Genomic DNA, 12,423 nt, shown 5'->3' on the forward strand with positions numbered 1-12,423 from the left:
ATGTGTAGCGCGCGTCTGCGCCGTCAGACAAGAAATGCTTGGCAAGGCTCGGACTTCGGTTCCTCTCGCCCAGGGGTGTAGATGTTTCACCCGCTGTTTTACAGGATTAACTATGATTGTCGTATAATGATCCGGTAGATTTATCTGTATTACCCGCACTGTACGATAGTGTATGACTGATAATGACAGACTCGAAGTGAGTACGGACAGACGAAAGTACATGGCGGCGCTCGGTGCTGGGATCGCCGCAGGCGTCGCGGGCTGTTCGGGTGACGGTGGCGACGGCAGTAGCGATGACGGCGGTGACGGCGGTGACGGCAGTAGCGGTGACGGCAGCGACGGCGGCAGCACAAGCGGTGACGGAAGCAGTGGCAGCCAATGGTCGAACACGCTTGAAGTCCTCCACGGCTGGGCTGGCGGTGACGGCGAAGCGGCGATCAACGCCCTCATCGAGGTGTTCCAGGAGGAATACCCCGAGATGGATACGGACTTCCAGGCGGTCGGGGCGAGCGCGAACGTCAACCTCAACGCGACGATCCTTCGACGCATGGTCAACGGGAACCCGATGAGTTCCTTCGCCAACTGGCCGGGCAAAAACCTCGAACGCTACCGCGGGAACCTCAGAGATCTCGAAGCGGATGTCTGGGACGCCGAAGGGTACAAAGACAACATGCAGAGCCGGGCAATCGAGCTGTGTACGTTCAACGATCAGATGCCCGCGGTCCCGCTGGGCTCACACCGGATGAACAACCTGTTCTACAATATCTCGGCGTTTGAGGACGCCGGAGTTGATCCGGACAGCCTCGACAGCATGGATGCGCTGATGGACGCCCTGGAAGCGGTCGATCAGGAGACCGACATCGCGCCGATGGGACAGGCCATGGTCGCCCCCTGGACTGTCCTGCAGCTGTGGGTGCAGGTCCTGCAGAGCCAGGCCGGCGTCGACGCGTACATGGACTTCATCGAAGGCAACGGCGACCGACAGGCGATCATCGACTCGCTGGAACTCGTCCAAGAGATCCAGGAGAACTACATCACGAACGACGCATCGACTTCCAGCTTCACCGATATGGGCGGCAAGATGATCGCCGGCGAAGTCGCCTGTATGCACCAGGGGAACTGGCTCGCCGGCCAGTTCCGCGTCGACGACTCGTTCAACTTCGAGGAGCACTGGGACTGGATCCCGTTCCCCGGTACCGAAGGCACGTACACGTACCACATCGACGCTATCGTCGCACCGGCCAACAACCCGAGCGAGGAAGAAACCATCGCGTGGCAGAAGTTCGTCGGCACCAAGGAGGCACAGATCGCGTTCAACAACCTCAAGGGCTCCGTGCCGCTCCGGACCGACATCGACCCGAGCGAACTCGGGGACTTCATCGGGCTGACCTACGAGGACCTCACCAGTTCCGACGCGTATCCGCCGACGCTCGCCCACGGGCTCGCCGTGACGCCCGAACAGATGGGCGACTGCAAGACGGCGATGAGCGAACACATGATGGGGCCGTACGACGTCGAAGCCGCCGCTGACGGACTCCTCGACGCCGTGTCGGAGTGAGTGGTAACGAACCGAACGATTTACTTCGGAAACATGGATTATCCAATTTATGGGTACTACTGACACAACAGAATCAACGAAACCGCGAACCGAGGAGGTCGGATGGGAAACGAAGGTCCGGTACTTTCTGAACAGCGACCTCGTTCGGTCGTCACCGTACTGGGGGATCCCGTTCCTCCTGATGGGGATCGCCGTGTACGGCGGCATTGGCTTCAACACCGCCATTTCGTTGACAGACGCTCGTGGGTTGGGGGCACCGGATTACAGCCCAGCTAACCTGGATTTCGAGATGTACACGGAAGCACTGGGGAGTAGTGCGTTCCTGAGTGCGGCCCAGAACAACCTCGTGTTGTTGATCGTATTCACGACGATCTGTCTACTGCTGGGGCTGTTTCTCGCTATCCTACTCGATCAGGGCATCAGGTACAACAACACGGTGCAGACGATCTACCTGCTGCCGATGGCGCTGTCGTTCGTTATCACGGCACAGGTCTGGCTCTGGATTTACAACTACGACTTCGGGCTGATGAACATCATCACGAGAGCCGTCGGTATCGGCCCCGTCGACTGGATCGGGAACCCGTCTATCGCCCTCGGATCGGTGATCTTCGCCCTCATCTGGCAGTTCAGCGGCTACACGATGGTCGTCTACCTGGCCGGGCTCCGGTCCCTGCCCGACGACCAGTTCGAAGCGGCACACGTCGACGGCGCGAGCACGCTCAAGACGTACATCCGGATCATCATCCCACAGATGAAGGAGGCGTCGGTCAGCGCGGCCGTCGTGTTGATGGTGTTCGCCCTGAAGGCGTTCACCTTCCTGTATGCCCTGACCGGCCGCTACCGGCCGCCCAACGGGACTGACATCCTGGCGACGCTGATGGTCCGCCAGGCGTTCAAGCTCGGGAAGTGGGCGTATTCGGCCGCCATCGCCACGTACCTCCTGATCCTGGCGCTCGGTGTCATCGCACCGTACCTCTACTACCAGTACAGACAGGGGAGTCTCTAACAATGGCGGGTTCATCATCAGATCAGACGTTCGACGTGGCATCGCTCGTCGAGGATTACAGCCTCTATCGCATCAGCCAGTACGTCCTTGTCATCGTCTTCATCGGGTTCTTCCTCGCGCCGCTCGAGACGGGTATCCTGACGGCGTTCAAGACGAACCGCGCCGTCGCGGAGACGATTCCGCTCATGCCGCCGCTGGGCGAGGGGTTCACGCTCGATAACATGGCGTTCGCGCTGGACGCGCTCTCCGGTGCGTTCTTCAACTCACTGTTCATGGCGATCCCGGCGACCATCGGGAGCGTCCTCTTCGGGAGCATGGCCGCCTACGGCCTCACGATGGTCGACTGGCGCGGTCAACTGGGCGTACTCGTGTTGTTCCTCATCGGCATTTTCCTGCCGTACCAGGCAGTGCTGGTTCCGCTCGCGCGGTTCTGGAACAACATCTTCCCGCTCGCGTCGATGGTGGAGCCGGCGTTCGTCGCGCTCCCGATCCTGCAGGACTATCACGCGAACCTCGTGCCGCTGATCATCACGCACATCGCGTACGGGATCCCGATCTGTACGATCCTCTTCCGGTCGTACTACCAGGGACTCCCAACGTCGTACGTCGAAGCAGCGAAGATCGACGGCGCGTCGATCACGAAGATCTACCGCCGAATCATCCTGCCGATCTCGAAGCCGATGTTCGGCGTGGTGTTCATCTACCAGTTCACCCAGATCTACAACGAGTTCCTTTTCGCGTTTACGCTCATCTCCGGGTCGGACACGCCAGAGGCCGTCGTGACGCTGCTGCTGCCGGCCGTCGGGGCGTCGACCTCCGGCGTCGACTTCGGCATCCGGATGTCGGCGGCGTTCCTCGCGGCACTCCCGACGATTATCATCTACGTCGCGTTCGCAGAACAGTTCGCTGAAGGGCTCAAGACAGGAGGCTAACAATGGGACGAATAGAAATCTCACACATGACGAAACGGTTCGGCGACACGACGGCAGTCGAGGACCTCTCCCTCGACATCCCCGACAGCGAGTTCCTCGTGCTCGTCGGGCCGTCCGGGTGTGGCAAGTCGACGACACTGCGCTGTATCGCGGGTCTGGAATCCCCGACCGAGGGCAGCATCTACATCGGCGGTGAGCACATGAACTACCGGGTGCCACAGAACCGGGACATCGCGATGGTGTTCCAGGACTACGCACTGTACCCCCACATGACCGTCCGGGAGAACATCCGGTTCGGCCTGGAGGAGGAATCTGGGTACACGTCCGAAGAGCGCGACGCTCGCGTCGAGGAGATCGCGGATCTACTCGGTATCTCGTCGATGCTCGACCGGAACCCGGACGAACTCTCGGGCGGGCAGCAACAGCGTGTCGCCCTCGGTCGGGCTATCGTCCGGGACCCCGAAGTGTTCCTGATGGACGAGCCGCTGTCGAATCTGGACGCGGAGCTCCGGGCGGAGATGCGCACCGAACTCCAGCAGTTACAGAACCGCTTCGACGTGACGACGGTGTACGTCACGCACAACCAGACGGAGGCGATGACGATGAGCGACCGCATCGCCGTGCTGAACGAGGGGACGCTCCAGCAGGTCGGCGAACCGCTGGAGCTGTACCACGCCCCTGCGAACCGCTTCGTGGCCGGCTTCATCGGCGAACCGGCGATGAACTTCGTCGAGGGAACCCACCGGAACGGCACGTTCACCAGCGAGTTCTTCGAGTACCCCTTCGACAGCGGGATCCGCGACGACGTCGGCGACACCAGCGACGTGGTGCTGGGCGTCAGGCCGGAGGACATCGAGCTGAAGCGACTTCCCGAGAGTGGTTCTAGCGGCCTCGCGGACCACGAGTTCCGGATGATCGTCTCCGTCGTCGAACCCCACGGCGACCGCAACGTCGTTCACCTCCGACACCCGGCGGACGCCTCGGAGACCGAGGCGATAGACGCGCTCATCGCCGGGACGACCGTCGTAGACGCGGGAACCGAGGTGGTCGTGTCTGTCGATCCGGACACCGTCCACGTCTTCGATATGGCCACCGGCGAGGCGTTACACAACCGCCGTCTCGAATCCGAAGTGGAGGTGCGCAATGTCTGATCTGTCTCTCGACCGCGTGACGAAGGTGTACCAGGACGACGACGAGGAAATCGTCGCCGTCGACGACATTTCGGTCGACATCGAAGACGAGGAGTTCCTGGTGCTGGTCGGGCCGTCGGGCTGTGGCAAGTCGACGACGCTGCGGATGATCGCCGGCCTCGAAACCATCACCGAGGGCGAAATCAGGCTCGGCGGAACCGTCATCAACGACGTGGACACCCAGGACCGCGACATCGCGATGGTGTTCCAGTCCTACGCGCTGTACCCGCACCTGACGGCACGGGGGAACATGTCCTTCGGGCTCGAAGAGTCGACGGATCTCCCGGATTCCGACATCAAGGAGCGCGTCGAGGAGGTAGCGGCGATGATGGGCATCGACGATCTGCTGGATCGGAAACCGGGTGAACTTTCCGGGGGCCAGCAACAGCGGATCGCCCTCGGACGCGCCATCGTCCGGGACCCGGAGCTGTTCCTGATGGACGAGCCGCTGTCGAACCTGGACGCGAAGCTCCGAGCGGAGATGCGCACCGAGCTCCAGCAGCTCCAGCGCCAACTGGGCGTGACGACGATCTACGTCACCCACGACCAGACAGAGGCGATGACGATGAGCGACCGCATCGCCGTCATGGACCAGGGCGAACTCCAGCAGGTCGGCGAACCGCTGGAGCTGTACCACGACCCGAACAACATGTTCGTGGCCGGCTTCATCGGGGAGCCCTCGATGAACTTCCTCTACGGGGAGTACAGCGACGGAGCGTTCGTCAGCGAACTGTTCGAGTTCCCGCTGGGCCGTGAGATAGAGGACGCCGTCGCCGGAACCTCGGAACTGGTTCTTGGCATCCGACCGGAGGAGATCGAGATCCTCGACGAGACGGCTGTCGGCGGCGATCCGGAACACGAGTACGAAATGCACGTGACCGTCGTCGAGCCGATGGGCGACCAGAACGTCGTCCACCTCACACGACCGGGAACGGACGCCATGTCCGACAACCTCGTCGCCGTTACCGAAGGGCTCCGTGACGTAGCCGAAGACAGCGACACCACGGTCCGGCTTCCGGCGGATGCGGTCCACTTCTTCGACGGGAGCTCCGGCGCATCGCTGCACAACCGGCAGCTCGACCTCACCGAAGAGACGCTTCGACTCTGAGGGCTTGTCCGGGGACTCGATTCTACGTGTAAAAACAGTCCTGCGGACTTACAGCGCGCTGTCAGCGAAGCCGCCGTCGACGGTCAACACGTCACCCGTCACGTACGACGAGGCGTCGCTGCCCAGATACACCGCGGCGCCGACGATTTCCTCGCGTTCGGCGACGCGCCCGGCGAGCGCTCGCTCGTCGATCTTGGCCCGCTTCTCCGTACCTTCGGCGTAGGTCTCCTCGTTCTGGGGCGTGATGACGAAACCCGGCGCGATGGCGTTGACGCGGATACCCGGCGCTAGCTCCTTCGCGGACGCACGGGTGAACGCCTCGACGCCGCCCTTGGCGGCTGCGTAGGCCGGCAGGTCGGCCATCGACAGGCGAGCGGCGAGCGAGGAAATGTTGATGATCGAGCCGTCTCCGTCCATCGCCGGGGCCAGTTCCTGCGTGACGCGGCGGACGCCGTCGAGTGCCACGTCGGTGACGAAGTCCCAGTCGTCGTCGCCGATGTCGAGGATTCGCTCGCGGGAGATCGCGCCCTGCGAGGCGACCACTATGTCGATCCCACCGAACTCGTCGACGGCTGTTTCGCGGAGCCGTTCCAGCGAGTCGGCATCGGTCACGTCACAGGTGACGCGGGCGGTGTTCCCACCCCGCTCCTCGATGGCGTCGGCGGTCTCAGTGACCGCGTCCTCGCTCCGACTCGTGGCGATAACGTCCGCGCCCTCAGTGGCGAAGCCCAGTGCGATGGCCTGTCCGATCCCGCTCGTCCCGCCGACGACGACGGCCCGCTTGTCACTGACCGTTACTGGCGTGTGTTCGTAGGCAACCATACCCGTGTACTCGACGCTCGCCCACATTACGCTTTTGGGATCGTGCGGGCAAATCCCATAGAATTATACGGACCGGCGGTCTTCTCTCGTACATGCGAGGATTAGCTAAAGTTAGTCGTACCAGCGGCGCGATGGAGTTTATCGACCGAAACCGGCCGGAGCCGGCAGCCGACGAGGCGCTCGTCGAGATCGACTACGCCGGGCTGTGTGGCAGTGATGCGGGGATCTACGAGTTCGAGTCCGCGTTCGAGCGCATGGACCTCCCGACGGTCATCGGCCACGAGTACGCGGGCCGTGTCGTCGAGATCGGCGACAACGTCACGAAGTTCGCCGTCGGCGACCGCGTCGTCGAGCGGCCGATCCGCGGCTGTGACGACTGTTATCAGTGCGAGATCGGCTCGGCGAACGTCTGCCAGGATGCGGTCATCACCGGCGTCGACCACGACGGCGCGTACAAGCAGTTCATCACCGTCCCGGAGCGGGCACTGCATCCGGTTCCGGACTCCGTGCCCCAGCAACACGCCGCCGTCGTGGAGCCAACGAGCATCGGCGCGCGGGCGGTCATCGAGAACTCACACGTCTCCCCGGGCGACCGCGTGCTGGTCGAGGGCCCCGGACCGATTGGGCAACTGACCGCACAGATCGCCGCCGCACAGGGTGGCACAGTGACGGTTTCGGGCGTCGGACCGGACGCGAACTATCGGCTACCACTGGCCGGAGATCTGGGATTTGACACCATCAACGTCGCCGAGGACGACTTCGAGACCCGCCGCGACGAACAGACGGACGGCATCGGCTACGACGTCGTCTTCGACACGACCGGCCATCCGTCCGGGCTGCCGTCGGCGGTCGACGCAGTCCGGAAGGGCGGACAGATCGTTCTCGTCGGCCAGACCGGCGAGACGACGATGGAGTACTCCCCGCTGGTCCGCTCCGAGATCGACCTCCAGTGTTCCTACGCGTCGATGTACGAGGACTTCGAGCGCGCGCTCAGACTCATCGACAGCGGCGACGTGGACTGTGAGACCTTCATCGACGACCGGTTCTCCCTTGAAGACGCCGACGAAGCCTTCGAGTCGTTCATCGGCGGCGAGACGTGCAAGCCGGTGTTCGACGTGTCTCAGGTGTGGGAGTAACCCGCGGAAAGTCGGATTTCGGGGCGGCGCTGCCGCGACGATCCACTGACCGTATGTTCCATATTACTGAACAGGTGTTCTAGTGAGAGATTCGATAAACGGCACTCAATAATCACACGACAGGACCGTGAGTACGAGGGTTAGTTCGATTGGTGTCCCATCTGTTGCTGTTTATGAACAGTTTCATCCTGGATGCCCGCCTACGTGTTCAACATTTATGAACAGCTGTAGCGCGATGGAGAGAATCCGCTTGATCACATCTACCGGAGTTATAACCGCCCGCAACCATCGGCCGACTCTCCAGTGGCACACTGCTATGGCGATAGCCCAAATACATATTGATATATAGATATATGTAGAGATCGGCTTAGTACTCCCTGTTCTGTCCCAGATGATTGAACAACTGTTTAATAGGAGGGCGTGCCATGTCGGGGTATGGCAAAGACGGCGCAAAACCCAGTCAAATCCGTTGAGACGACGTTCAAGGTCCTCGACGCGTTGAAAGACCTCGACGGTGCCGGTGTCACCGAACTGGCCCAGCATCTCGATATTCCCAAGAGTACGGTTCATAACTATCTGAGCACGCTGGAACAGGAAGAGTACATCGTCAACAGGGACGGCGTGTACAAGGTAGGCCTCCGCTTTCTGGAACTGGGAGCGTACGCCCGCCATCGGGAGAAGTTGTTCAAGATCGCGAAGCCGGAAGTCGACCGACTGGCCTCGGAAACCGGCGAACTCGCGAACATTCTGGTCGAAGAACACGGCCGCGGATCGTACCTGTACCGGGCTCGGGGAGACAAAGCCGTCCAGGTCAAGGCCCACGTCGGAACGCGTGTCCCCCTTCACACGACTGCGCTGGGAAAGACCATTCTCGCACATATGTCGACCGAGGAGGTCGATGCGATCGTCGACCGGCACGGGCTTGGCGGCGAGGCCAGCAAGTCGATCAGTACCCGCGAGGAACTGGAGGCGGAACTGGCCGACGTTCGGGAACGCGGCGTGGCCTTCGACGACGAGGAGCGCCTCGAAGGGCTTCGGTGTGTCGCTGCGCCGGTGCTCAACCACGACAACGAGGTCATCGGTGCGATCAGCGTTTCGGGGCCGACGAATCGGTTCCGCGGCGACCGGTTCCGCGAGGAACTGCCACAGAAAGTGCTCGAAGTCGCAAACGTCATCGAACTCAACGTCACCTATTCGTGACGACGGCGTTCAAAAACAGTGAACGACAGTGCAGCCTTGTGGCAAAGATAACCGAACAGCCGAATTTTCGACAGTAACGCCCGTGTTCGGCCAGTGGTACGGACAGCGGCTGGAGACCAGCACCAGTCCAGTAGTTACCGTACTGGTATATCGAACGGGTTTCCAACCGCGTCCAATCACCCTGAGTCCGCACGAACGGATCCGAGTTTCCGAGTCAGCTCCAGGAATACTGTCAACACATCCCGTTCATTATTACTGAACGGGTTTCGATTGTCATCTAGGAGGACTGATACTATTGCGGCGCTGGTGCAGTCCACAGGTGAATAATGCATGTACTACTGTTACGCTAACTCGGCCGCAGTGATCACGGCGTTCTTATCACTGTATACCCTCTAAATAGCTGCCGAAGTCACCGGTTTTCGGAGTAGTATAGCTAAATATCGCGGTTATATCTAAGCATTCGAGATATAGATATAGTTTGGCACTCGAAAAATAGATAGGGCAAAATACGTTCATAATTTTGGGTGTAGACAACTATAGTTGGCTAGTGCCGGAACTAATCGGTCCATAGCTATCTCCCGTTTGGAGACACAGCAGTAGCTATCGCTACGATACTATCCTGTTAGGTCCTGTAAAATCAGGGCGACAGGGTTACGCGAGGAACTGGACACCGAGTGCCAGCAGGAACAGTACCACGACCCCGATTGACGACAGCTCGAGCCACCGGGACCGGACATCGGCGGATCTGATGCTTGCGACGAACAGCGTCCCGACGACGCCGACGATTACGACCAGTGCCAGATACACCGCGTTGAGTGCTGATGCCATGTAGTACCATTGCACGGCGGGCCAGTAAACATTAGTGGTTGAGCGAGTCCGCTCCACAACGGTAATGAGACCCTATCACATAGACAGGGGCATGCGTCTCGAACTGCGAATCTGTAAACACTGCTACGAGGGCGATCACGGTAACGCTGAGAAGACGGCTGTGACACAGGATATGGTCGCCTGCGCCGAACAGGTGCGCGAGTACAAAGACCTCATCGGGCTGGATGCGCTCTATATCACGAGGGTAACAGAGGGCGACCCCGGCGGCGCGGAGGCGCTGGACGTCATCGTCGCCAGCATCGAGGGCGATCAAGTCGCGCTCTCCGATACGCAACTAGTCATGGAAGACGGCGATGGCAACATGCTCGTCTACCCGGAACCGAAAGACATCCTTCAGGTCCTGACTCGGAACCTCAACCAGATCCAGGAACAGACCCGACAGGACGTCGACGTCGAGCTCTCGCCTGAAGGCCAGGCACTGATCGCGTAGTTACCGAAAAAACGGCGCTCGGGCGGTTTAGTTCTCGGACTCGGCGTCGTCAGCGTTCGGTCGACCGCCGTCCGTCTGGGGTTCGCCCCCGTCGGCCGCGGTCGTCGGCTCCCGCTCCTGCTCTAGCTGCTGTTCCCAGCGGATGCGCAGGACGTTCCCGTACATCGACAGCACGAGACCGACGCCCAGCACGACCATGCCGAGGTTGATGCCGATGGTCAGCAGGATGCTCGACGGGCCGCCGCCGATAGCCAGTTCCCGTGGCACCGGATACCCCTCGTCGAAGATGCTCCCGATGAGCACCGAGACGATGCCGATGACGGTCATCGCACCGAAGACCGTCGAGACAGTGCGCCAGGACGGCGACAGCGAGAGCCGCTCGATGCCCGTGGTGTCGGGCTCCTCGTCCTCGTCGCCGTGGTGTTCGGGCACCATGCTCCGCGGGATGAACGCCTTCGTCTCGACGGGGTAGAAGGCAGGATGCATCCCGTGCTCGAAGATGTGGAACATGACCCCCATCAGCATGATGACGCCCAGCAGGCCGTGGAACGTGACGAAGGCCATCGCGGCCGCCTTGGTCTGGAACATCGCGGCGAGGCCGGTCTTGCTCCAGATGAGCAGCCCCGAGATCGCGAGCAGCGTCAGCTCGATGGAGAATATCGCCACGACGCCCTTGCCGATGTAGGACAGCAGCGGGACCTCGTCGGCCTTGTAGCCGGCGAACTGCCGTGCGCTCGGGTGGCGCTCGTCGGCCCGGCCCAGAACGAACCGGATGTCCTGGATGAACGCGTCGATGTCCTCCTTTCCGGGGAGTATCTTCGAGAAGTTGCTCCGGCCGGTCGGGGAGATAATCTGGAGCGTAATCCAGAAGACGACGAGCGCGATCAGCCCGATACCGGTGATGCGGTGGATCGCTGTCACACCGGATGCCCCGCCCATCAGTGTCAGCATCCACCACAGTTCGTCGTTGAACATGATGGCGTAGCCGGTGAAAAACAGCAGGAACACGTCGAGGCCCAGCAGCGAGTGGAACAGGGTCGTCACGCGCGTGAACTTCCCGTGGTCGAGGTTGCTCACACGCCGTCACCTCCCTGTCCGTCGCCGCCGGTCGGCGAGCCACCGTCGGCCGCGACGGCCTCGCTGACGTCCTCGCCCGGCTCGCGCATCTGGTCGGCCAGTCGCTGGAACGCCGCCCAGTGGATGAACACCATCACGAGGATGAACGCGCCCATGATGACGTCGGCCGCGTGGATGAGCGCGATGAGGAAATCGAGCGCGGGGATGGTGTTGCCGAACACCCAGTCCGCGCCGATACCGCCGCCCTCGACGCTCGGGTTGACCCGGTACAGCGATTCGTAGCCGATCCTGAATCCCTGTGCCCAGAACAGCGACAGCGCCGCGACGACGAGTCCGACAGCGGCGCTGATGAGCACCGAAGCGCGACTGTAGCCGTTTACGTCCGGAAGGTCCTCTTCCCTCGTCATTGGAACTCACTGGCGTCCTCGCCAAAGATGATGTCCATAGCCACGTCGTTGAAGAACGTGCCGCTGTCCCTGTTGTCCAGTTCGTCGGAAATCTGGGCGGGTGTCCCGACCAGGATCGCGTCGGTGGCACACTCCTCGGCACAGGCCGGCCCCTTGCCGACGTCCTGGCGCTCCTCGCACATGGTACACTTGTCCATGTTGCCGCCGCTGCCGACGAGGTTGGCGACGCCGCTGTCCTCGTTGGGGAACTGCGGCGCGCCGAAGGGACAGGCCGAGAGGCAGTACTGACAGCCGATACAGAGGTCGTCCCGGACCCGCACGAAGCCGTTCTCCTTCGAGATCAGCGAGTCGGTCGGACACACCGAGACACACGGTGCGTTCGAGCAGTGGTAACACTGCATCGGTACCGCGGTTTCGCCGGGCGACTCGCCCTGCTCCATTGCCCGGCCGCTTTTGGTGTTGAGTCCCGACGCAGCCTCCTGGCCTTCGAGCATCGTCGCGATACTGATTCGCTGTTCGTCGCGTGGGACGTCCCACGTTCGTTTACAGGAGACGACACAACCGCCACAGTCGATGCACGCTTCGACGTCCGGGAAGATACGCGCGTCCTCGCCGGTACTCATTACGCCGTCGTGCATCACTTCATTGCCTGTTGACATACTAGCTCAC

Annotated in this window: 13 protein-coding genes; 8 read left to right on the forward strand and 5 right to left on the reverse strand. The window is 61.5% G+C overall.

Translation table 11 applies throughout. From position 1 onward, the window contains the following. Nucleotides 1–220: 220 nt before the first annotated feature. Genes ACY9XZ_RS19210 through ACY9XZ_RS19230 form a run of 5 tightly spaced genes read left to right on the forward strand, consistent with a single transcriptional unit; the run spans nucleotide 221 to nucleotide 5,794 of the window. Nucleotides 221–1,558 carry an ABC transporter substrate-binding protein gene (locus tag ACY9XZ_RS19210; RefSeq protein ID WP_463458655.1) on the forward strand — a complete coding sequence of 446 codons (1,338 nt, stop codon included), beginning with the start codon at nucleotides 221–223 and terminating at the stop codon, nucleotides 1,556–1,558. A gap of 49 nt (nucleotides 1,559–1,607) precedes the next feature. Continuing rightward, complete coding sequence (locus tag ACY9XZ_RS19215) at nucleotides 1,608–2,564, forward strand: carbohydrate ABC transporter permease (protein ID WP_463458599.1); 957 nt, start codon at nucleotides 1,608–1,610, stop codon at nucleotides 2,562–2,564. Between the two features lie 2 nt (nucleotides 2,565–2,566). Continuing rightward, nucleotides 2,567–3,496: a carbohydrate ABC transporter permease gene (locus ACY9XZ_RS19220; protein ID WP_463458600.1), complete on the forward strand. Its 930-nt coding sequence runs from the start codon at nucleotides 2,567–2,569 to the stop codon at nucleotides 3,494–3,496. 2 nt (nucleotides 3,497–3,498) lie between these two features. Then, nucleotides 3,499–4,647: an ABC transporter ATP-binding protein gene (locus ACY9XZ_RS19225; RefSeq protein ID WP_463458601.1), complete on the forward strand. Its 1,149-nt coding sequence runs from the start codon at nucleotides 3,499–3,501 to the stop codon at nucleotides 4,645–4,647. Continuing rightward, complete coding sequence (locus tag ACY9XZ_RS19230; RefSeq protein WP_463458602.1) at nucleotides 4,640–5,794, forward strand: ABC transporter ATP-binding protein; 1,155 nt, start codon at nucleotides 4,640–4,642, stop codon at nucleotides 5,792–5,794. Before ACY9XZ_RS19225 ends, ACY9XZ_RS19230 begins: the two co-directional genes overlap by 8 nt. Before the next feature lie 48 nt (nucleotides 5,795–5,842). Here ACY9XZ_RS19230 and ACY9XZ_RS19235 read toward each other — a convergent pair whose 3' ends face one another. After that, on the reverse strand, nucleotides 5,843–6,616 hold the full coding sequence (locus ACY9XZ_RS19235; protein WP_463458603.1) for an SDR family NAD(P)-dependent oxidoreductase: 774 nt from the start codon (nucleotides 6,614–6,616) through the stop codon (nucleotides 5,843–5,845). 92 nt (nucleotides 6,617–6,708) lie between these two features. Between ACY9XZ_RS19235 and ACY9XZ_RS19240 the strand changes: the two genes are divergently transcribed. After that, nucleotides 6,709–7,752, forward strand: coding sequence for a zinc-dependent alcohol dehydrogenase (locus ACY9XZ_RS19240; RefSeq protein ID WP_463458604.1), 1,044 nt, complete (start codon nucleotides 6,709–6,711; stop codon nucleotides 7,750–7,752). Nucleotides 7,753–8,187: 435 nt separating this feature from the next. Further along, a complete protein-coding gene (locus ACY9XZ_RS19245; protein WP_463458605.1) occupies nucleotides 8,188–8,952 on the forward strand; it encodes an IclR family transcriptional regulator in 765 nt (254 codons plus the stop codon). Between the two features lie 651 nt (nucleotides 8,953–9,603). On the opposite strand, the gene ACY9XZ_RS19250 is transcribed toward ACY9XZ_RS19245, so the two are convergent. Continuing rightward, nucleotides 9,604–9,780 (reverse strand): hypothetical protein, encoded by a 177-nt coding sequence (locus ACY9XZ_RS19250; protein WP_463458606.1) that lies wholly within the window; start codon nucleotides 9,778–9,780, stop codon nucleotides 9,604–9,606. Nucleotides 9,781–9,871: 91 nt separating this feature from the next. Between ACY9XZ_RS19250 and ACY9XZ_RS19255 the strand changes: the two genes are divergently transcribed. Next, nucleotides 9,872–10,270 carry a hypothetical protein gene (locus tag ACY9XZ_RS19255; RefSeq protein ID WP_463458607.1) on the forward strand — a complete coding sequence of 133 codons (399 nt, stop codon included), beginning with the start codon at nucleotides 9,872–9,874 and terminating at the stop codon, nucleotides 10,268–10,270. 27 nt (nucleotides 10,271–10,297) lie between these two features. Here ACY9XZ_RS19255 and ACY9XZ_RS19260 read toward each other — a convergent pair whose 3' ends face one another. From ACY9XZ_RS19260 to ACY9XZ_RS19270, 3 genes are read right to left on the reverse strand one after another with little or no spacing between them, the layout of a single operon-like run. Further along, a complete protein-coding gene (locus tag ACY9XZ_RS19260) occupies nucleotides 10,298–11,347 on the reverse strand; it encodes a cytochrome b/b6 domain-containing protein (protein ID WP_463458608.1) in 1,050 nt (349 codons plus the stop codon). Continuing rightward, nucleotides 11,344–11,754 (reverse strand): hypothetical protein, encoded by a 411-nt coding sequence (locus ACY9XZ_RS19265; RefSeq protein ID WP_463458609.1) that lies wholly within the window; start codon nucleotides 11,752–11,754, stop codon nucleotides 11,344–11,346. Before ACY9XZ_RS19265 ends, ACY9XZ_RS19260 begins: the two co-directional genes overlap by 4 nt. Beyond that, on the reverse strand, nucleotides 11,751–12,413 hold the full coding sequence (locus ACY9XZ_RS19270; RefSeq protein ID WP_463458610.1) for a 4Fe-4S dicluster domain-containing protein: 663 nt from the start codon (nucleotides 12,411–12,413) through the stop codon (nucleotides 11,751–11,753). The genes ACY9XZ_RS19265 and ACY9XZ_RS19270 overlap by 4 nt, the downstream gene beginning before the upstream one ends. Between the last annotated feature and the right edge of the window lie 10 nt (nucleotides 12,414–12,423).

The sequence above is a fragment of the Haloarcula sp. HT12 genome, from assembly GCF_055271655.1.

Coding starts and splice junctions, on each gene's coding strand:
- ACY9XZ_RS19210 (WP_463458655.1), top strand. CDS start 221: ATGGCGGCGCTCGGTGCTGGGATCGCCGCAGGCGTCGCGGGCTGTTCG.
- ACY9XZ_RS19215 (WP_463458599.1), top strand. CDS start 1,608: ATGGGTACTACTGACACAACAGAATCAACGAAACCGCGAACCGAGGAG.
- ACY9XZ_RS19220 (WP_463458600.1), top strand. CDS start 2,567: ATGGCGGGTTCATCATCAGATCAGACGTTCGACGTGGCATCGCTCGTC.
- ACY9XZ_RS19225 (WP_463458601.1), top strand. CDS start 3,499: ATGGGACGAATAGAAATCTCACACATGACGAAACGGTTCGGCGACACG.
- ACY9XZ_RS19230 (WP_463458602.1), top strand. CDS start 4,640: ATGTCTGATCTGTCTCTCGACCGCGTGACGAAGGTGTACCAGGACGAC.
- ACY9XZ_RS19235 (WP_463458603.1), bottom strand. CDS start 6,616: ATGGTTGCCTACGAACACACGCCAGTAACGGTCAGTGACAAGCGGGCC.
- ACY9XZ_RS19240 (WP_463458604.1), top strand. CDS start 6,709: ATGCGAGGATTAGCTAAAGTTAGTCGTACCAGCGGCGCGATGGAGTTT.
- ACY9XZ_RS19245 (WP_463458605.1), top strand. CDS start 8,188: ATGGCAAAGACGGCGCAAAACCCAGTCAAATCCGTTGAGACGACGTTC.
- ACY9XZ_RS19250 (WP_463458606.1), bottom strand. CDS start 9,780: ATGGCATCAGCACTCAACGCGGTGTATCTGGCACTGGTCGTAATCGTC.
- ACY9XZ_RS19255 (WP_463458607.1), top strand. CDS start 9,872: ATGCGTCTCGAACTGCGAATCTGTAAACACTGCTACGAGGGCGATCAC.
- ACY9XZ_RS19265 (WP_463458609.1), bottom strand. CDS start 11,754: ATGACGAGGGAAGAGGACCTTCCGGACGTAAACGGCTACAGTCGCGCT.
- ACY9XZ_RS19270 (WP_463458610.1), bottom strand. CDS start 12,413: ATGTCAACAGGCAATGAAGTGATGCACGACGGCGTAATGAGTACCGGC.